Consider the following 18,117-nt stretch of genomic DNA (forward strand, 5'->3'; position numbering starts at 1 on the left):
CGTTGTCCGCCTAGTATAGCTTCGTCGGCTGGTGTGACTTTGAAAAGGAGCCGCCCCCTCCGCCCCCGGCACCCCCACCGCCTCGGACGTCACCGACACCTCGGTGAAACTGTCCTGGTCGGCGGCGACCGACGACAAGGGCATCAAGAACTACGACGTCCTGCGCGACGGCACGAAGGTCGCCACCGTCACCGGCACCACCTACACCAACACCGGCCTGACCAAGGGCACCGACTACTCGTACACGGTCCAGGCCCGCGACACCGCCGACCAGACCGGACCGGCCAGCGGCGCGGTCGCCGTCCGCACGACCGGCGGCGGGGGCGGCAACCCGGACCCGGGCGACGAGGTCAAGCTCGGCTACTTCACCAACTGGGGCGTCTACGGGCGCAACTACCACGTGAAGAACCTGGTCACCTCCGGCTCCGCCGAGAAGATCACGCACATCAACTACGCCTTCGGCAACGTGCAGGGCGGCAAGTGCACCATCGGTGACGCCTACGCCGACTACGACAAGGCCTACACCGCGGACCAGTCCGTCGACGGCAAGGCCGACACCTGGGACCAGCCCCTGCGCGGCAACTTCAACCAGCTGCGCAAGCTGAAGGCGCAGTACCCGCACATCAAGGTGCTGTGGTCCTTCGGCGGCTGGACCTGGTCCGGCGGCTTCCCCGACGCCGTGAAGAACCCGGCCGCCTTCGCGAAGTCCTGCCACGACCTGATCGAGGACCCGCGCTGGGCCGACGTCTTCGACGGCATCGACCTGGACTGGGAGTACCCGAACGCCTGCGGACTGAGCTGTGACACCACCAGCGGCCCGAACGCCTTCAGCAACATGATGAAGGCCATGCGCGCCGAGTTCGGCCAGGACTACCTGGTCACCGCGGCCGTCACCGCCGACGCCTCCGACGGCGGCAAGATCGAGGCCGCCGACTACGGCACCGCCGCGCCGTACATCGACTGGTACAACGTGATGACGTACGACTTCTTCGGCGCCTGGGCGAAGAACGGGCCGACCGCCCCGCACTCGCCGCTGACGTCGTACCCCGGCATCCCGCAGCAGGGCTTCAACTCCGCCGAGGCCATCGCGAAGTTCAAGGCGAAGGGCGTGCCCTCCGACAAGCTGCTCCTCGGCATCGGGTTCTACGGCCGCGGCTGGACCGGCGTCACCCAGTCCGCGCCCGGCGGCACGGCGACCGGACCGGCGACCGGCACGTACGAGGCGGGCATCGAGGACTACAAGGTCCTGAAGAACAGCTGCCCCGCCACCGGCACCGTCGCCGGCACCGCCTACGCCCACTGCGGCAGCAACTGGTGGTCCTACGACACTCCGGCCACCGTCAAGTCGAAGATGGACTGGGCCGAGCAGCAGAAGCTCGGCGGGGCCTTCTTCTGGGAGTTCAGCGGTGACACCTCCAACGGCGAGCTGGTGAGCGCCATCGACAGCGGTCTGAAGTAGAACCGCTGACAGTCTCTAAGCAACATTGACGCGCTGACCGGGCGGGGCTGCCTCCAGCCACGCGAGGAATCCGGTCAGCGCGTCTTCGCTCATCGCCAGTTCGAGCCGTGTGCCCCGGTGCAGACAGGCCAGGACCACGGCGTCGGAGAGCAACGCCAGCTCCTCCTCGCCGTCCGGCACCCGGCGGCCGGCCACCTCGATCGCGGAGCGTTCCAGGACGCGGCGGGGGCGCGGGGAGTACGAGAAGACGCGGTACCACTCGATCCGGTCGCCGTTGTAGCGGGCGACGCCGTAGGACCAGCCCTTGCCGCCGGCGTCACCCTCCTTGGGGGCGTCCCAGCGCAGGGAGCAGTCGAAGGTACCGCCCGACCGCTGGATCAGCCGACGGCGCAGACCGAAGACGAAGAGCCCGATCACCACCAGGGCGACGGCGATTCCGCACACAGTCAGAGCGAGGACCATCGACACCGACCTCCTCGTCTCCTAGGTAACGGAACGGAAAAAACACCCGGATCTGCCTCAGCCGCGGCCGGGTCCGGATTGCTCCGGTCCCAGCCGCGGCTGAGTCACGTCATAGCACAGCGCCGTCGATCAGCGCCCCGCCGCCGCGCGCAGTCGGACGTCCGCGCGGCGCTCGGCGTGGGCGTCGCCCTCCGCCTTCGCGCGCTCGAGCTCCCGCTCCGCACGCTGGACGTCGATCTCGTCCGACAGCTCGGCGATCTCGGCCAGCAGGGACAGCTTGTTGTCGGCGAACGAGATGAAACCGCCGTGCACCGCGGCGACGACCGTCCCACCGTCACTCGTACGAATGGTCACCGGGCCCGACTCCAGCACACCGAGCAGCGGCTGGTGACCGGGCATGACGCCGATGTCGCCGGACGTGGTGCGCGCGACGACCAGGGTGGCCTCGCCGGACCAGACCTCTCGGTCGGCCGCGACCAGCGCGACGTGCAGATCAGCAGCCAAGGTGGCTCCTCGGGTCACCACCCGGCGGGAGAGCCGGGTGTTGGTTACAAGTCTAAGGGGCGTGACGGAGGGGGCGGGACGCGCCCGCCCCCTCCGGTGTGAGCCGTGGGGCCCACCACGAGCGCGAGGCTCAGGAGACGCCGAGCTCCTTGGCGTTCTTCTTCAGGTCCTCGATGCCACCGCACATGAAGAACGCCTGCTCCGGGAAGTGGTCGTACTCGCCGTCGCAGATCGCGTTGAACGCGGTGATCGACTCGTCCAGCGGCACGTCGGAGCCGTCCACGCCGGTGAACTGCTTGGCGACGTGGGTGTTCTGGGACAGGAAGCGCTCCACGCGGCGGGCACGCTGGACGACCAGCTTGTCCTCCTCGCCGAGCTCGTCGATACCGAGGATCGCGATGATGTCCTGCAGGTCCTTGTACTTCTGCAGGATGTTCTTCACGCGCATCGCGGCCTGGTAGTGGTCCGCCGCGATGTACCGCGGGTCGAGGATGCGGGACGTCGAGTCCAGCGGGTCCACGGCCGGGTAGATGCCCTTCTCGGAGATCGGACGGGAGAGCACCGTCGTCGCGTCGAGGTGGGCGAAGGTGGTGGCCGGGGCCGGGTCGGTCAGGTCGTCCGCGGGGACGTAGATCGCCTGCATCGAGGTGATCGAGTGACCGCGGGTCGAGGTGATGCGCTCCTGGAGGAGACCCATCTCGTCGGCCAGGTTCGGCTGGTAGCCCACCGCGGAGGGCATGCGGCCGAGCAGGGTCGAGACCTCGGAACCGGCCTGGGTGAAGCGGAAGATGTTGTCGATGAAGAACAGCACGTCCTGCTTCTGGACGTCGCGGAAGTACTCGGCCATGGTCAGGCCGGCCAGCGCGACGCGCAGACGGGTGCCCGGCGGCTCGTCCATCTGACCGAAGACCAGCGCGGTCTTGTCGATGACGCCGGACTCGCTCATCTCGTCGATGAGGTCGTTGCCCTCACGGGTGCGCTCACCGACACCGGCGAACACGGAGACGCCGTCGTGGTTGTTGGCGACGCGGTAGATCATCTCCTGGATGAGCACCGTCTTGCCGACGCCGGCGCCGCCGAACAGACCGATCTTGCCGCCCTTGACGTACGGGGTCAGCAGGTCGATGACCTTGACGCCGGTCTCGAACATCTCGGTCTTCGACTCGAGCTCGTCGAAGTTGGGCGCCTTGCGGTGGATCGGCCAGCGCTCACCCGTGTACTGCTCGTCGACGTTCAGCACCTCACCGAGGGTGTTGAACACCTTGCCCTTGGTGAAGTCGCCGACGGGCACGGAGATGGCCGAACCCGTGTCGGTCACCGGGGCCTGGCGGACCAGACCGTCGGTGGGCTGCATCGAGATGGTGCGGACCAGGCCGTCACCCAGGTGCTGGGCGACTTCCAGGGTCAGGGTCTTGAGCTGACCCTCCTGGGCCGGGTCGGCGACCTCGACGTGCAGCGCGTTGTAGATGTCCGGCATCGCGTCGACGGGGAACTCCACGTCGACGACCGGGCCGATGACGCGCGCGACGCGGCCGGAGGCCACGCCCGACGCAGCGGTCGGCTCAACAGTGGTGGTCATTAGTTGTCACTCCCCGCGGTCGCGTCGGCCAGGGCGCTGGCGCCACCGACGATCTCGCTGATTTCCTGGGTGATTTCGGCCTGGCGGGCCGCGTTGGCAAGACGGGAGAGCGTGTTGATCAGCTCACCCGCGTTGTCGGTGGCCGACTTCATCGCGCGCCGCGTGGCGGCGTGCTTGGAGGCGGCCGACTGGAGCAGCGCGTTGTAGATGCGGCTCTCCACGTAGCGGGGCAGCAGGGCGTCGAGGACGTCCTCCGCGGACGGCTCGAAGTCGTACAGCGGGAGGATCTCGTCCTTCGCCTTCGACTCCTGCGCGACCTCTTCGAGGCTCAGCGGCAGCAGCCGGGAGTCGGCCGCCGTCTGCGTCATCATCGAGACGAACTCGGTGTAGACGATGTGGAGCTCGTCCACGCCGCCCTCCGCCGTCTCCTTCTCGATGGCCTCGATCAGCGGCGCCGCGACCTTCTTGGCGTCCGCGTACGAGGGCTCGTCGGTGAAGCCCGAGAACGACTCCGCGACCTTGCGCTCGCGGAAGTTGTAGTGGGCCAGACCGCGGCGGCCGACGATGTACGTGTCGACCTCCCGGCCCTCGCGCTCGAGGCGCTCGGTGAGCCGCTCCGCCGCCTTGATGGCGTTGGAGTTGAAGGCGCCGGCCAGACCGCGGTCGCTCGTGAGGAGCAGGACCGCGGCACGGGTCGGGTTCTCCGCCTCCGTGGTGAGCGGGTGCTTCGTGTTCGACCCGGTACCGACCGCCGTGACCGCGCGGGTGAGTTCCTGCGCGTACGGCGTGGAGGCCGCCACCTTGCGCTGCGCCTTGACGACGCGCGAGGCGGCGATCATCTCCATCGCCTTGGTGATCTTCTTGGTCGCGGTGACGGATCGGATGCGACGCTTGTAGACCCGGAGCTGGGCTCCCATGAGTCAGGTCCCTTCCTTACGTCACTTGGCGGCGGACGGGGCGTCCTCGCCGAGCAGCCTGCCGTCCGAGGTCTCGAACTGCTTCTTGAACGACGCGATCGCCTCGGCGACGGCCTGCAGGGTGTCGTCGGACATCTTGCCGCCCTCCTTGATGGAGGTCATGAGGCCCTGCTCCTGGCGGTGCAGGTACTCGAGCAGCTCCTTCTCGAAGCGGCTGATGTCGGCGACGGGCACCTCGTCCATCTTGCCGGTGGTGCCGGCCCAGACGGAGACGACCTGGTCCTCGGTGGCCATCGGCTGGTACTGGTCCTGCTTCAGCAGCTCGACCATGCGCTGACCGCGCTCCAGCTGCGACTTCGACGCCGCGTCCAGGTCGGAACCGAAGGCGGCGAACGCCTCCAGCTCACGGAACTGGGCGAGGTCCACACGGAGCCGGCCGGAGACCTGCTTCATGGCCTTGTGCTGGGCGGAGCCACCGACGCGGGAGACCGAGATACCGACGTTCAGGGCCGGACGCTGGCCGGCGTTGAACAGGTCGGACTCCAGGAAGCACTGGCCGTCGGTGATGGAGATGACGTTGGTCGGGATGAACGCCGAGACGTCGTTGGCCTTGGTCTCGACGATCGGCAGACCGGTCATCGAACCGGCGCCCATGTCGTCGGAGAGCTTGGCGCAGCGCTCCAGCAGACGGGAGTGCAGGTAGAAGACGTCACCCGGGTAGGCCTCGCGGCCCGGCGGGCGGCGCAGCAGCAGCGACACGGCGCGGTAGGCGTCGGCCTGCTTCGACAGGTCGTCGAAGATGATCAGGACGTGCTTGCCCTCGTACATCCACTGCTGGCCGATGGCCGAGCCGGTGTACGGCGCCAGGTACTTGAAGCCGGCCGGGTCGGACGCCGGGGCGGCCACGATGGTCGTGTACTCCAGCGCGCCGTTCTCCTCCAGCGCGCGGCGGACCGACGCGATGGTGGAGCCCTTCTGGCCGATGGCAACGTAGATGCAGCGGACCTGCTTGTTCGGGTCGCCGGTGCGCCAGTTGTCACGCTGGTTGATGATCGTGTCGACGGCCAGGGCGGTCTTGCCGGTCTGGCGGTCGCCGATGATCAGCTGGCGCTGACCGCGGCCGATCGGGGTCATGGCGTCGACGGCCTTGTAGCCCGTCTCCATCGGCTCGTGCACCGACTTGCGCTGCATGACCGTGGGGGCCTGCAGTTCGAGGGCGCGGCGGCCCTCGGTCTCGATCTCGCCGAGGCCGTCGATCGGGTTACCGAGGGGGTCGACCACGCGGCCGAGGTAGCCCTCGCCCACGGCGACCGACAGGACCTCGCCGGTGCGGCTGACCGGCTGGCCCTCCTCGATACCGCTGAACTCACCGAGGACGATGGCACCGATCTCGCGCTCCTCGAGGTTGAGGGCGAGGCCGAGGGTGCCGTCCTCGAACTTCAGCAGTTCGTTGGCCATGGCCGAGGGCAGGCCCTCGACCTTCGCGATGCCGTCGCCGGCAAGGGTGACCGTACCGACCTCCTCGCGCGAGGCCGCGTCCGGCTTGTACGACTGGACGAAGTTCTCCAGTGCGTCCCGGATCTCCTCCGGCCGGATCGTGAGCTCCGCCATCTGAGTTCCCTGCTCTCCTTGTTGGGCCCGAAGTTTCACTTGGGGGGTATTCCACGAGTCGGGGACTCCCCCCAGTAAGAGGTGAATCCTCTGCACGGCCCAACCAGGGCCGTCGTAAGTACGTACTGCTTGCTGTGCTGTTGTCTCGCGGGGAGTCAGCTCGCCATGCGGCGGCCGGCCTCCTCCAGACGGTCCGCGATGGAACCGTTGATGACCTCGTCACCGACCTGCACCCGGATGCCTCCGACGACCTCGGGGTCCACGTCGAGATTGAGGTGCATCGGGCGGCCGTAGACCTTCGCGAGGGCGGCGCCGAGACGCTGCTTCTGCGTGTCGCTCAGCGGCACCGCGGAGGTGACCACGGCGACCATCCGGTCCCGCCGGTCGGCGGCGAGCTTGGACAGGGACTCGAGTCCCGTCTCCAGGCTACGTCCCCGCGGCGCGGTCACGAGACGCGTGACCAGACGCCCGGTGCTCGCGTCCGCACGGCTGCCGAGCAGGCTGCGCAGCAGCTCGCCCTTGGCCGAGGTGGAGGCGGAGCGGTTGGTCAGCGCGGCGCGCAGCTCGGTGTTCGAGGAGACGATCCGGCCGAACCGGAACAGCTCGTCCTCGACGTTGTCGAGCCGGCCCGCCTTCTGGGCCGCGGTGAGGTCGGCGGTGTTCGCCAGCTCCTCCAGCGCGTCCACCAGGTCGCGGGACTGCGACCAGCGGGAGCGCACCATACCGGCCACCAGGTCGACGGCGGGGCCGCTGACCTGGGTGCCGAGGAGGCGCTGGGCAAGGTCGGCCTTGGCCTCGCCGGCCTGCGCCGGGTCGGTCAGGACCCGACGCAGCGACACCTCGCGGTGGAGCAGCGCGGTGACGGCGGCCAGCTCGTCGGCGAGCGAGCCGGCGTCCACGGACGTGGAGTCCGTCAGCGCGTCGAGACGCTCGCGTGCGGCAGCCAGGGCCTCGCGGCTCGCTCCGTTCATCGGGTTGCCTCTGCCTTCGTCGCCTTGTCGTCCAGCTCGTCCAGGAAGCGGTCGATGACGCGGCTCTGGCGGGCGTGGTCCTCGAGGGACTCGCCGACGAGCTTGCCGGCCAGGTCGGTGGCCAGCTTGCCGACGTCCTGGCGCAGCGCGGACGCGGCGGCCTTGCGGTCGGCCTGGATCTGGGCGTGACCGGCGGCGATGATCTCCTCACGCTGCCGCTGGCCTTCCGCGCGCATCTCGGCGATGAGCGTGGCGCCCTGCTCCTGCGCCTCCTGGCGCAGGCGCGCGGCCTCGTGACGGGCCTCGGCGAGCTGGGCCTTGTACTGCTCAAGGACGCTCTGGGCCTCGGTCTGCGCGGCCTCGGCCTTCTCGATACCGCCCTCGATGGCCTCGCGACGCTCTTCCAGAACCTTGTTGATGTTCGGGAGCAGCTTCTTGGCGAGGAAGCCGAAGACGATGACGAAAGCGATGAGGCCGATGACGACTTCCGGCCACGGCGGGATGAGGGGGTTCTCCTTCTCACCCTCAGCCGCCAGAAGTACCAGGGCGGAGTTCACATCAGTGCCTTTCGTCGAAAGGGTCGGTCGTCAGCTCGTCTTAGTAGACGAAGGGCATGACGAGACCGATGAGGGCGAGCGCCTCACAGAACGCGAAGCCCAGGATCTGGTTGGCGCGGATCAGACCGGCCGCCTCGGGCTGGCGGGCGAGGGCCTGGGTGCCGTTACCGAAGATGATGCCGACGCCGACGCCGGGGCCGATGGCCGCCAGGCCGTAACCGACGGAGCTGAGCGAACCTTCGACGGCAGCAAGGGTCTGGGACATGCCAGTTCTTCCTTCTCTTTACGGACCGGTGGGGGTTGGCCACCGGACGACTGGGGGGTGAGGCGGGACGGGCTCAGTGGTGCTCGGCGAGCGCGCCCTGGATGTAGGTGCAGGTCAACAGGACGAACACGTACGCCTGCACGGCCTGGATGAAGAGCTCGAAGGCCGTCATGATGATCGTCATCACGAACGAGACGCCCGCGTAGGCGATGCCGATGCCGTTCAGCAGGTACCAGCTGGCGATCGTGAAGAGCAGCAGCAGGGTGTGGCCCGCGAACATGTTGGCGAAGAGCCGGACGGCGTGCGTGAAGGGGCGGACCAGCAGGTTCGAGAAGAACTCGATGGTCATCGACAGCGGCAGCACCGCACCGAGGGACTTGTCGTAACCGGTGACGTTCTTGAAGAAGCCGACGAAGCCGTGACGCTTGAAGGTCAGCGACACCCACAGCACGTAGACGATCAGGGCCAGGACCATCGGGTAGGCGATGATCGAGGTCACCGGGAACTGGGCGACCGGGATGATCGACCAGAGGTTCATCATCCAGACGAAGAAGAACAGCGTGACGATCAGGGGGACGTACTTCTCGCCCTCCTTCTTGCCGATCGTCTCGTAGACGACGCCGCGGCGGATGAAGTCGTAGCCGGCCTCGGCGACCATCTGGAGCTTGCCCGGGACGACCTTCGGCTTGTTGAAGGCGGCCCAGAAGAAGCCCACGATGATGATCGAGCCGAGCAGGGCCAGCAGCATCGGCTTGTTGAAGTACATGCCGTTGCCGTCTGCGTTGCCCCAGAGCGGCTCGAAGAGGAACGAGTGCAGGCCGGGAGCCGGGAATCCACAACCGTCGAAGATGTGGCAGTCGGTCTCGAAGGCGAGCACCTGCGTCGGGTCAGCACTCACCGCGGGCTCCTTCATCGTGGCGCATGGGTACGGCAACCTCGTTGTGTCGGCGCGGCGCGGGGCCGCAGTTCGGCACGGGACTGGTGTTACGGATGTGGGGGCGGCTGTGGGGCATCTCGCCTCGCGATTGAGCAGGCGTCAGCTCGGATGCCCGCGCCCGCGATGCCGCAGTTGGCACCGGACGATAGCAGGACTTCACATGCCTCTTTATCCCGGCCCTACCCCTCACGACGAGTGGCCCGTCTTCTCGGGCTTGTCGCTCGAGGACTCGGGCTCGACGTAGAGGATCTTGGCCTTCATGTGGGCCCGCGTCTGGGCGGCGATCCACGTGAGGGTGACCACGACCAGAGTGATCGCGAAGGACCGGGGGTTGAACAGCGTGGTGTTCTTGAACGCGGCGAGGAAGACGAACAGCAGCAGGATCTGCGCCGCGTAGAGCATCAGGCCCATCGCCTGGAAAAGGTGCGGAAGTGACTTCGCCGTGCGCTGCAGGACGTAGAGACCGATCCCCATGAAGAGCATCGCCACCAAGGTCGCGACGACGGCTCCGACCGCGCCCTTGCCGCCGGCGGCCACGGCGCTGACGACGGCGGCTACTGCGCCGACGGCAGCCGTGGGCACGGCAGCCTGAAGCAAGGTCCGGACGTCATTGGACGGCATGGCGGCAACTCCGCTTTTCACAGGGGGCAGGGTGTCGTCATGGACGAGCGTAGTCCCGGGCCGAACGGAGTCCTCACGCCCAAGAGACCGTCGCATCACGGTCCTTAGGCTCTACCCGGGGGTTCTCGTGAACCGTATCACAAACTATTTGATGAGGTCTTTACCTGTGGGTGTGCTTGCTGTCACACATGAGAGTGACAGTGCGCGTATGTGCAATCACTGGGCCCACTTGTCTGGTAATGGGGCGATTCGCTCCACCACGACTTGGCAATGCTCTAGTCAGATTCTTACCTTGTGCGCGAACGGGGTCCGACGGCGGTGGCCCCGTTGACGCCCGAGACACCCGCGGCGACCGGCACCCGCTCCTCGGCGGCCTCGTCCGGGACCACCGCCGCCTCCGCGGCCTCCGTCTCCGCCCCGGCCCTCCGGCGCCGGTAGCGGGGCGGCACGAACCGCTCGGCCCAGCGCGGGGCGCGCGGTGTGAAGCGCGGCAGCAGGAGCAGGACCAGTCCGATCGCGCTGAGGAAGACCACACCCAGCACGATCCACATCGACGCCGCGTTCACGGAGTAGGCGAGCGCGCCGAAGGCGATCAGCGCCGAGAAGAAGTACATGATCAGCACCGCGCGGCTGTGCGAGTGGCCGATCTCCAGCAGCCGGTGGTGCAGGTGCCCCCGGTCCGCAGCGAACGGCGATTGGCCGCGCCAGGTGCGGCGCACGATCGCGAGGATCAGGTCGGCGGCCGGGATGGCGATGATGGTCAGCGGCATCACCAGGGGGATGTAGACCGGCACCATCTGGTGAACCGCGTTGCGCTCGGACCCGGAGAACAGATTCATCAGGTCGGGGTCGACCTGCCCCGTGACGGAGATCGCGCCGGCCGCCAGCACCAGCCCGATGAGCATCGAGCCGGAGTCGCCCATGAAGATCCGGGCGGGATGCATGTTGTGCGGCAGGAAGCCCAGGCACATGCCCATCAGGATGGCGGCGAAGAGCGAGGCCGGCGCGGCGGCCTCGATGCCGTACGAGTACCAGATTCGGTAGGCGTACATGAAGAACGCCGCCGCCGCGATGCACACCATGCCCGCCGCGAGGCCGTCGAGGCCGTCCACGAAGTTGACCGCGTTGATGGTGATGACCACCAGCGCCACCGTCAGCAGGGTGCCCTGCCACTGGGTGAGCGCCACCGTGCCGACGCCCGGCAGCGGGATCCACAGGATGGTCAGACCCTGCACCACCATCACGCCGGCCGCGATCATCTGCCCGCCCAGCTTGATCAGGGCGTCGATCTCGAACTTGTCGTCCAGGACGCCGATCAGCCAGATCAGGGCGGCGCCGGAGAGCAGGGCGCGCGGTTCGTTGGACTTCTCGAAGACCTCACTGAGGTTGGTGAGGTGGTCGGCGACCAGCAGGCCCGCGCACAGCCCGAAGAACATGGCGATCCCGCCGAGCCGCGGAGTGGGTTCCCGGTGCACGTCACGTGCCCGGATCTCCGGCATCGCCCCTGCCACGATCGCGAACTTCCGTACCGGCCCTGTCAGCAGATACGTCACCGCGGCCGTGATGCAGAGCGTCAGCAGGTATTCACGCACGGGCTTCCCCACAGGTCTCGCTGGCCATCCTCAGCCCCACACCCTAGCGATGCACGCATACGGTTGAGGACTTCCGGGTATCGACGATGGTTGCACGAGTGGCTGTGCGCGTGCGTACGTCCACCCCACCTCAGTCCGGATAGGGCGGGAATTCCGTGACCAGGGCGCGCACGTCGTCCCGGGCGGCGGCCGGGTCGGTGCCGCCGCGGAGCACCTCCGCGAGCAGCGTCGCGACCGCCCCCATCTCCCGCTCCCCCATGCCCTGTGTGGTGACGGCCGCGGTGCCCAGGCGCAGTCCGCGGAGGTCCGCGTGCGGCAGCGCGCAGCAGTCCAGGACGATCCCGGCCGCCGCCAGCAGGCCCCGCGCGGTCCTGCCGTCGACGCCGAGCGGGGCCGGGTCGACGGTGAGCAGGTGCGTGTCGGTGCCGCCGGTGGTGACGACCAGGCCCTCGGCGGCCAGGTGGGCGGCGAGGACCCGGGCGTTGGCGACCACCTGATGGGCGTACGCCGCGAAGGCCGGGGTCGCCGCCTCCCCGAAGGCGACCGCCTTGGCGGCGATGGTGTGCATCTGAGCGCCGCCCTGTGTGAAGGGGAACACGGCCCGGTCCACCCGCTCCGCCAGCTCGCTCCCGCACAGCACCATGCCGCCGCGCGGCCCGCGCAGCACCTTGTGTGTGGTGGCGCACACGATGTCGGCGTACGGCACCGGACTGGGCGCCGCTCCCCCGGCGACCAGACCCATCGGGTGGGCGGCGTCCGCGATGAGGTAGGCGCCCACCTCGTCGGCCACCTCGCGGAAGAAGGCGTAGTCGAGGTGGCGGGGGTAGGCGATCGAACCGCACACGATCGCCTTGGGCCGGCGCGACCGGGCCAGGGTGCGCACCTGGTCGTGGTCGACGAGGCCGGTCTCCGCGTCCACCCCGTAGCCGACGAAGTCGAACCAGCGGCCGGAGAAGTTGGCGGGCGAACCGTGCGTGAGGTGGCCGCCGTACGGCAGGCCGAGGGCGAGGACGGTGTCGCCGGGGCGCAGCAGGGCGGCGTAGGCGGCCAGCACGGCGGAGGAGCCGGAGTGGGGCTGCACGTTGGCGTGCTCGGCGCCGAACAGCTGCCGGGCCCGCTCCACGGCGAGCCGCTCCGCGACGTCCACGATCTCGCAGCCGCCGTGGTGGCGGGCGCCCGGGTAGCCCTCGGCGTACTTGTTGGCCAGCGGGGAGCCGAGCGCGGCCAGCACCGCGGGGGACATGAAGTTCTCGGCGGCGATCAGCTGGAGGGTCGTCGACTGCCGTCGGCGCTCGGCGACCAGGATCTCGGCCAGCTCGGGGTCCTGGCGGCCCAGTCCCGCGAGCGCGCCGTCTTCGGCCAGGGGGACGTCGTGGGTGACCGACATGGTGTGCTCCGGGCGTGCGTCGACGGTGACGTACGACCAATGTAGGCCCGGGGGCGGGATGCCGCCCGGCGTCGCGGGCCGTACGCCCTACGCCCGCGCCGCGACCCCCGTCAGCGCCGTCACCACAGGGTCCAGTGCCTGGTGTATCTCGTCGCCCACCGAGCGGAAGAAGGGCAGCGGGGCGCCGTAGGGGTCGTACACCTCGTCCGCCTCCGCCGTGGGCGCCAGCAGCCACCCGCGCAGCGCCGCCGCCGCGCGGACCAGGGCGCGCGCCCGGGTGACCACGCCCTCCTCCAGGGACGGCAGCGTCGCCGGGTCGATGGCGTTGACCAGGCGGGTGAACTCCTTGAGGGTGAAGGTGCGCAGTCCGGCCGAGTGGCCCATGGAGATGACCTGCGCCCGGTGGTCCCGTGTGGCGGTGAGCACCAGGTCCGCGCGGATCACGTGCTCGTCGAGCAGCTCACGTCCGGTGAACCCGGCCGCGTCCGCGCCGAAGTCCGCGAGGACCGTCTCCGCGTTCGCCTCCATCGGCGCGCCCTCGTGGCCCCAGGTGCCCGCGCTCTCCACGATGAGGCCGCCGCCCAGCACGCCGAGCCGCTCCGTCACGAAATGCCGGGTCAGCCGCTCGGTGATGGGCGAGCGGCAGACGTTGCCGGTGCTGACGTGGAGGATGCGGAAGCTGTCGCGCGGAAGCCCGACGAACGTCGTCGTGATCTCCGCGGCACGTTCGCCGTTGCCTATGCCACGCCCCGTCCCAGGGGCCGTCAATTCGCCACCTCGAGGTCGGGTACCACCTTGCGCAGCTCCTCGGCGGAGAGCGCGCCCGCGCGCAGCAGCACCGGCACCTCGCGGGTGACGTCGACGATGGACGACGGGACGTTGCCGGGGGTGGGGCCGCCGTCGAGGTAGACGGAGACGGAGTCGCCGAGCATCTGCTGGGCGGCGTCGCAGTCCTCGGGCGCCGGGTGCCCGGTGAGGTTGGCGGAGGAGACGGCCATGGGGCCGAACTCGGTGAGCAGCTCGATGGCGACGGGGTGCAGCGGCATGCGCACGGCGACCGTGCCGCGGGTGTCGCCGAGGTCCCACTGGAGGGACGGCTGGTGCTTGGCGACCAGCGTCAGCGCGCCCGGCCAGAAGGCGTCGACCAGCTCCCAGGCCAGCTCGGAGAAGTCGGTGACCAGGCCGTGCAGGGTGTTCGGGGAGCCGATGAGGACGGGCGTGGGCATGTTGCGGCCGCGGCCCTTGGCGTCCAGCAGGTCGGCGACGGCCTCCCCGGAGAACGCGTCGGCGCCGATGCCGTACACCGTGTCCGTCGGGAGCACCACGAGCTCGCCACGGCGGACGGCGGACGCGGCCTCGCGCAGACCGGTCACTCGGTCGGTCGCGTCGTTGGTGTCGTATCGCCGTGCCATTTAGCGGGCCTCCTCGTACACGTACTGCGGGATGGAAGTCGGGGCGGTGCTCACGGCAGTGCCTTGCGGGCGGTCGCGAACCGCGGGCGGTTGTTGAGGTCGGGGTGGTCGGCCGCGTCGGCCCAGCCCCGCTCCTCGGTGAAGATCCACGGCACCTGGCCGCCCTGGGTGTCGGCGTGCTCGACGACGACCACGCCGCCGGGGCGCAGCAGGCGGTGCGCGGTGCGTTCCAGGCCGCGGATCAGGTCGAGGCCGTCCTCGCCGGAGAACAGGGCCATCTGGGGATCGTGGTCGCGGGCCTCGGGTGCGACGTACTCCCACTCGGTGAGCGGGATGTACGGCGGGTTGGAGACGACCAGGTCGACCTGGCCGTCGAGGTCCGGGAAGGCCGCCAGGGCGTCTCCCTGGCGCAGCTCGACCCTGGACCCCTCCATGTTCTTGCGGGTCCACCTGAGCGCGTCCTCGGACAGCTCCACGGCGTACACGCGCGAGCGGGGCACCTCCTGGGCGAGCGCGAGCGCGATGGCGCCGGAGCCGGTGCACAGGTCCACGATGCAGGGTTCCACCACGTCCATGGCGCGCACCGCGTCTATGGCCCAGCCGACGACGGACTCGGTCTCGGGGCGGGGCACGAAGACGCCGGGGCCCACCTGGAGCTCCAGGTAGCGGAAGTAGGCGCGGCCGGTGATGTGCTGGAGCGGCTCGCGCGCCTCGCGGCGGGCGACGACCTCCCAGTAGCGGGCGTCGAACTCCGCGTCCGGCACGGTGTGCAGCTCGCCCCGCTTGACGCCGTGCAGGTACGCGGCGAGTTCCTCCGCGTCGGTGCGCGGTGAGGGCACGCCGGCGTCGGCCAGCCGCTGGGTGGCCTGGGCCACCTCCATGAGCAGCAGGTTCACGCTGGTCCTCCGGGGCTGAGCTGTGGTCCGGTGCGGGTGGTGCGGCGGTGTTTACGCCGCGGCGAGCTTGGCGGCCGAGTCGGCGTCGACGCAGGCCTGGATCACCGAGTCGAGGTCGCCGTCCAGGACCTGGTCCAGGTTGTACGCCTTGAAGCCGACGCGGTGGTCCGAGATGCGGTTCTCCGGGAAGTTGTACGTACGGATCTTCTCGGAGCGGTCGACGGTGCGGACCTGGCTGCGCCGGGCGTCCGCCGCCTCCTTCTCCGCCTCCTCCTGCGCGGCCGCGAGCAGCCTGGAGCGCAGGATACGCATCGCCTGCTCCTTGTTCTGCAGCTGGCTCTTCTCGTTCTGGCAGGAGGCGACGACCCCGGTCGGGATGTGCGTGATGCGCACGGCGGAGTCGGTGGTGTTGACGGACTGACCGCCGGGTCCGGAGGAGCGGTAGACGTCGATGCGCAGGTCGTTGGGGTTGATCTCGACGTCGATCTCCTCGGCCTCGGGCGTGACGAGCACGCCGGCCGCGGAGGTGTGGATCCGGCCCTGGGACTCGGTCGCCGGCACCCGCTGCACGCGGTGCACGCCGCCCTCGTACTTCAGCCGCGCCCAGACACCCTGGCCCGGCTCGGTGGCGCCCTGGCCGCCCTTGGTCTTCACGGCGACCTGGACGTCCTTGTAGCCGCCCAGCTCGGACTCGGTGGAGTCGATGACCTCGGTCTTCCAGCCGACCCGCTCGGCGTAGCGCAGGTACATGCGCAGCAGGTCACCGGCGAACAGGGCGGACTCGTCGCCGCCCGCGCCGGCCTTGATCTCCAGGATGACGTCCTTGTCGTCGCTGGGGTCGCGCGGGACGAGCAGGAGGCGGAGCTTCTCGGTGAGCTCCTCGCGCTGCTTGTCCAGCTCCTTGACCTCGGCGGCGAAGTCGGGGTCGTCGGCGGCCAGCTCGCGCGCGGTCTCGATGTCGTCGCCCGTCTGCTTCCAGGAGCGGAACGTGGCGACGATCGGGGTCAGCTCGGCGTAACGCTTGTTCAGCTTGCGGGCGTTGGCCTGGTCGGAGTGGACCGACGGGTCGGCGAGCTTCGTCTCCAGGTCGGCGTGCTCGGCGACGAGTTCCTCGACGGCCTCGAACATCTTGGGCTCCTGCACTGCGGGGGAAGGGGAAGGCGGGCGACCAAAAACGCCGGTCCCGGCGCTCCCCCGGTCGGGGGATGCGGCCGTGGACCGGCGGTTGGGGGCTCGCTACTTCTTGGAGCCGGCGGAAGCCTTGCCGAAGCGGGCCTCGAAGCGGGCCACGCGGCCACCGGTGTCGAGGATCTTCTGCTTGCCCGTGTAGAACGGGTGGCACTCGGAGCAGACCTCGGCGCGGACGGTGCCGGACTCGATGGTGCTGCGGGTGGTGAACGACGCGCCGCAGGTGCAGCTGACCTGCGTCTCGACGTACTCGGGGTGGATGTCGCGCTTCAAGGTGTCTCCTAGGTTCGGGAGGGCGCCGGGTCGCCGCCGCGGGATGCGGGAGCGTGAACCGGAGCCGACGTACCAGTCTGCCAGGACTGGGGTCACTCCCCAAAACCGGGGGCGGCCGTCATCTATTCCGAGGCGCTCAGGAGGCGTTCACGACGCCCTTGGCCCCGCCGGCCGCGGTGCCCTCGGTGGCGCTCGCGGGGATCGGCCGGTCGTTCTTCAGGGCCGTCCAGACCTGCTGGGCCTTGCCCTTCTCCATCAGGACCCGGTTGGCGTCCGCGGGGTCGTAGACCACCGGCATCGTGACCATGTTCATGCCCTCGGGACCGATGCCCTTGAGGCCGCTCGCGAAGGACATCAGGGAGTTCACCGAGCCCAGCTCGGAGTCGGTGGTCACGGTCTTGGTCGCGGTGTCGGCGAGGTCGTACAGCTTCTTCGGGTTGCCGAGCACGCCGACGTTCTTGACCTGCTCGACCAGGGCCTTGACGAAGGCCTGCTGGAGCTGGATGCGGCCGAGGTCGGAGCCGTCGCCGACGCCGTGCCGGGTGCGGACCAGGCCGAGCGCCTGCTCGCCGTCGAGGGTGTGGGTCCCGGCGGTGAGGTCCAGGTGGCTGTCGGGGTCCTTGATGCTCTCGGTGGTGGTGACCTCGACGCCGCCGAGGTCGTCGATGAGGTTCTGGAAGCCGCTGAAGTCGACCTCCAGGTAGTGGTCCATGCGCAGGCCGCTGATCGACTCGACGGTCTTCACGGCACAGGCGGCGCCACCGGTGGAGTAGGCGGAATTGAACATCACGTCCTTGGCGGCGGGCTGCTCGTCGCCGTTGGTGCCGCCGCACGCGGGGCGGTCGATGAGGGTGTCCCGGGGGATGGAGACCACGCTGGCCTTCTTGTGGCCCTTGTGGACGTGCACGATCATCGCCGTGTCCGAACGGGCGGTGCCGTCGTCGGTGCCGCCGCCGAGCTTGTCGTTGCCGCCGGCGCGGGTGTCCGAGCCGAGCACCAGGATGTTCTCGGAGCCGTTGTCGGCCTTGTCGGGCCGGTCGGCGCCGAGTGCCTGGTCGATGTCGACGCTGGTGAGGTTGCCGTTCAGCTTGAAGTACAGGACTCCCGCGCCGGTGCCGCCCAGTACCACGATGCCCGCGGCGCTCCAGGCGGCGACGAGCAGGGCCTTGCGCCGCTTGGCCTTGGGCTTGCGGCGGCGGCCCTTGCCCCGGCGACCGGGTCCGGTGCCACTGGACTCTCCGGGGCCGGGTATCGCGGGGTCCGGCGTGCTCTCGGCTGACATGGGCTCCTCAGTGTTCGTCCGGTCGGTCTACCCCCTGCGCTCAGGGTCGGGGTCGGTCGGTTCCGGCGGTTTGCACCGGTACCTCACCATCGTCCCCCCATAGCTGAGACGGGGGAACTCGGGACAGGGTTGCACAACGCTCTGTGCCCGACTCGTAGTGATCCGGGCACAGAGCGTGGTGAGAGGAGCAGTGAATCAGGCGGT

Annotated in this window: 18 protein-coding genes and 1 pseudogene; 1 reads left to right on the plus strand and 18 read right to left on the minus strand. The window is 69.3% G+C overall.

The window, feature by feature from the left end; genetic code table 11:
• Nucleotides 1-52: 52 nt before the first annotated feature.
• Nucleotides 53-1,459, plus strand: a pseudogene (locus DMH12_RS21780) (glycosyl hydrolase family 18 protein); the annotation flags it as partial.
• 15 nt (nucleotides 1,460-1,474) lie between these two features.
• On the opposite strand, the gene DMH12_RS21785 reads toward DMH12_RS21780, so the two are convergent.
• From DMH12_RS21785 to DMH12_RS21870, 18 genes are all read right to left on the minus strand, one after another.
• Nucleotides 1,475-1,921: a DUF2550 domain-containing protein gene (locus DMH12_RS21785; RefSeq protein WP_125493184.1), complete on the minus strand. Its 447-nt coding sequence runs from the start codon at nucleotides 1,919-1,921 to the stop codon at nucleotides 1,475-1,477.
• 129 nt (nucleotides 1,922-2,050) lie between these two features.
• Nucleotides 2,051-2,425, minus strand: a complete 375-nt coding sequence (locus DMH12_RS21790) for a F0F1 ATP synthase subunit epsilon (RefSeq protein ID WP_064729863.1) — start codon at nucleotides 2,423-2,425, stop codon at nucleotides 2,051-2,053.
• 130 nt (nucleotides 2,426-2,555) lie between these two features.
• Nucleotides 2,556-4,004, minus strand: a complete 1,449-nt coding sequence (gene atpD, locus DMH12_RS21795) for a F0F1 ATP synthase subunit beta (RefSeq protein ID WP_125493185.1) — start codon at nucleotides 4,002-4,004, stop codon at nucleotides 2,556-2,558.
• Nucleotides 4,004-4,921: a F0F1 ATP synthase subunit gamma gene (locus DMH12_RS21800; protein WP_064729861.1), complete on the minus strand. Its 918-nt coding sequence runs from the start codon at nucleotides 4,919-4,921 to the stop codon at nucleotides 4,004-4,006. The genes atpD and DMH12_RS21800 overlap by 1 nt, the downstream gene beginning before the upstream one ends.
• A gap of 21 nt (nucleotides 4,922-4,942) precedes the next feature.
• Entirely contained in the window at nucleotides 4,943-6,532 is a 1,590-nt protein-coding gene (gene atpA, locus DMH12_RS21805) for a F0F1 ATP synthase subunit alpha (RefSeq protein ID WP_125493186.1), read from the minus strand.
• Nucleotides 6,533-6,687: 155 nt separating this feature from the next.
• Entirely contained in the window at nucleotides 6,688-7,503 is an 816-nt protein-coding gene (locus DMH12_RS21810) for a F0F1 ATP synthase subunit delta (protein WP_125493187.1), read from the minus strand.
• Complete coding sequence (locus DMH12_RS21815; RefSeq protein WP_185832462.1) at nucleotides 7,500-8,060, minus strand: F0F1 ATP synthase subunit B; 561 nt, start codon at nucleotides 8,058-8,060, stop codon at nucleotides 7,500-7,502. The genes DMH12_RS21810 and DMH12_RS21815 overlap by 4 nt, the downstream gene beginning before the upstream one ends.
• 40 nt (nucleotides 8,061-8,100) lie before the next feature.
• Nucleotides 8,101-8,325: an ATP synthase F0 subunit C gene (atpE, locus tag DMH12_RS21820; RefSeq protein WP_030545783.1), complete on the minus strand. Its 225-nt coding sequence runs from the start codon at nucleotides 8,323-8,325 to the stop codon at nucleotides 8,101-8,103.
• A 73-nt stretch (nucleotides 8,326-8,398) separates the two neighbouring features.
• On the minus strand, nucleotides 8,399-9,238 hold the full coding sequence (gene atpB, locus DMH12_RS21825; RefSeq protein ID WP_163015794.1) for a F0F1 ATP synthase subunit A: 840 nt from the start codon (nucleotides 9,236-9,238) through the stop codon (nucleotides 8,399-8,401).
• A 210-nt stretch (nucleotides 9,239-9,448) separates the two neighbouring features.
• A complete protein-coding gene (locus DMH12_RS21830; protein ID WP_114529189.1) occupies nucleotides 9,449-9,883 on the minus strand; it encodes a hypothetical protein in 435 nt (144 codons plus the stop codon).
• A gap of 287 nt (nucleotides 9,884-10,170) precedes the next feature.
• Nucleotides 10,171-11,475, minus strand: a complete 1,305-nt coding sequence (locus DMH12_RS21835; protein WP_125493188.1) for an MraY family glycosyltransferase — start codon at nucleotides 11,473-11,475, stop codon at nucleotides 10,171-10,173.
• Between the two features lie 130 nt (nucleotides 11,476-11,605).
• Nucleotides 11,606-12,862 carry a serine hydroxymethyltransferase gene (glyA, locus tag DMH12_RS21840; RefSeq protein WP_125493189.1) on the minus strand — a complete coding sequence of 419 codons (1,257 nt, stop codon included), beginning with the start codon at nucleotides 12,860-12,862 and terminating at the stop codon, nucleotides 11,606-11,608.
• A gap of 87 nt (nucleotides 12,863-12,949) precedes the next feature.
• Entirely contained in the window at nucleotides 12,950-13,630 is a 681-nt protein-coding gene (locus DMH12_RS21845) for a protein-tyrosine-phosphatase (RefSeq protein ID WP_125493190.1), read from the minus strand.
• The gene (locus tag DMH12_RS21850) at nucleotides 13,627-14,274 is read right to left on the minus strand and encodes an L-threonylcarbamoyladenylate synthase (RefSeq protein ID WP_122616247.1); all 648 of its coding nucleotides are present in this window, start codon (nucleotides 14,272-14,274) and stop codon (nucleotides 13,627-13,629) included. Before DMH12_RS21850 ends, DMH12_RS21845 begins: the two co-directional genes overlap by 4 nt.
• Before the next feature lie 50 nt (nucleotides 14,275-14,324).
• Nucleotides 14,325-15,170, minus strand: a complete 846-nt coding sequence (prmC, locus tag DMH12_RS21855) for a peptide chain release factor N(5)-glutamine methyltransferase (RefSeq protein WP_125493191.1) — start codon at nucleotides 15,168-15,170, stop codon at nucleotides 14,325-14,327.
• Between the two features lie 51 nt (nucleotides 15,171-15,221).
• Nucleotides 15,222-16,298 carry a peptide chain release factor 1 gene (gene prfA / locus DMH12_RS21860; protein ID WP_125493192.1) on the minus strand — a complete coding sequence of 359 codons (1,077 nt, stop codon included), beginning with the start codon at nucleotides 16,296-16,298 and terminating at the stop codon, nucleotides 15,222-15,224.
• 108 nt (nucleotides 16,299-16,406) lie between these two features.
• Complete coding sequence (rpmE, locus tag DMH12_RS21865) at nucleotides 16,407-16,631, minus strand: 50S ribosomal protein L31 (protein WP_064729851.1); 225 nt, start codon at nucleotides 16,629-16,631, stop codon at nucleotides 16,407-16,409.
• 136 nt (nucleotides 16,632-16,767) lie between these two features.
• Nucleotides 16,768-17,913 carry an LCP family protein gene (locus tag DMH12_RS21870; RefSeq protein WP_125493193.1) on the minus strand — a complete coding sequence of 382 codons (1,146 nt, stop codon included), beginning with the start codon at nucleotides 17,911-17,913 and terminating at the stop codon, nucleotides 16,768-16,770.
• Between the last annotated feature and the right edge of the window lie 204 nt (nucleotides 17,914-18,117).

Origin of the sequence: Streptomyces sp. WAC 04229, assembly GCF_003947455.1 — a bacterium.
Classification (GTDB): Bacteria; Actinomycetota; Actinomycetes; order Streptomycetales; family Streptomycetaceae; genus Streptomyces.

What these genes read in the sequence shown, in the direction of transcription:
- DMH12_RS21785 (WP_125493184.1), bottom strand. Translation starts at nt 1,921, where the DNA reads ATGGTCCTCGCTCTGACTGTGTGCGGAATCGCCGTCGCCCTGGTGGTG.
- atpD (WP_125493185.1), bottom strand. Translation starts at nt 4,004, where the DNA reads ATGACCACCACTGTTGAGCCGACCGCTGCGTCGGGCGTGGCCTCCGGC.
- DMH12_RS21800 (WP_064729861.1), bottom strand. Translation starts at nt 4,921, where the DNA reads ATGGGAGCCCAGCTCCGGGTCTACAAGCGTCGCATCCGATCCGTCACC.
- atpA (WP_125493186.1), bottom strand. Translation starts at nt 6,532, where the DNA reads ATGGCGGAGCTCACGATCCGGCCGGAGGAGATCCGGGACGCACTGGAG.
- DMH12_RS21810 (WP_125493187.1), bottom strand. Translation starts at nt 7,503, where the DNA reads ATGAACGGAGCGAGCCGCGAGGCCCTGGCTGCCGCACGCGAGCGTCTC.
- atpE (WP_030545783.1), bottom strand. Translation starts at nt 8,325, where the DNA reads ATGTCCCAGACCCTTGCTGCCGTCGAAGGTTCGCTCAGCTCCGTCGGT.
- atpB (WP_163015794.1), bottom strand. Translation starts at nt 9,238, where the DNA reads ATGAAGGAGCCCGCGGTGAGTGCTGACCCGACGCAGGTGCTCGCCTTC.
- DMH12_RS21830 (WP_114529189.1), bottom strand. Translation starts at nt 9,883, where the DNA reads ATGCCGTCCAATGACGTCCGGACCTTGCTTCAGGCTGCCGTGCCCACG.
- glyA (WP_125493189.1), bottom strand. Translation starts at nt 12,862, where the DNA reads ATGTCGGTCACCCACGACGTCCCCCTGGCCGAAGACGGCGCGCTCGCG.
- DMH12_RS21850 (WP_122616247.1), bottom strand. Translation starts at nt 14,274, where the DNA reads ATGGCACGGCGATACGACACCAACGACGCGACCGACCGAGTGACCGGT.
- prfA (WP_125493192.1), bottom strand. Translation starts at nt 16,298, where the DNA reads ATGTTCGAGGCCGTCGAGGAACTCGTCGCCGAGCACGCCGACCTGGAG.
- DMH12_RS21870 (WP_125493193.1), bottom strand. Translation starts at nt 17,913, where the DNA reads ATGTCAGCCGAGAGCACGCCGGACCCCGCGATACCCGGCCCCGGAGAG.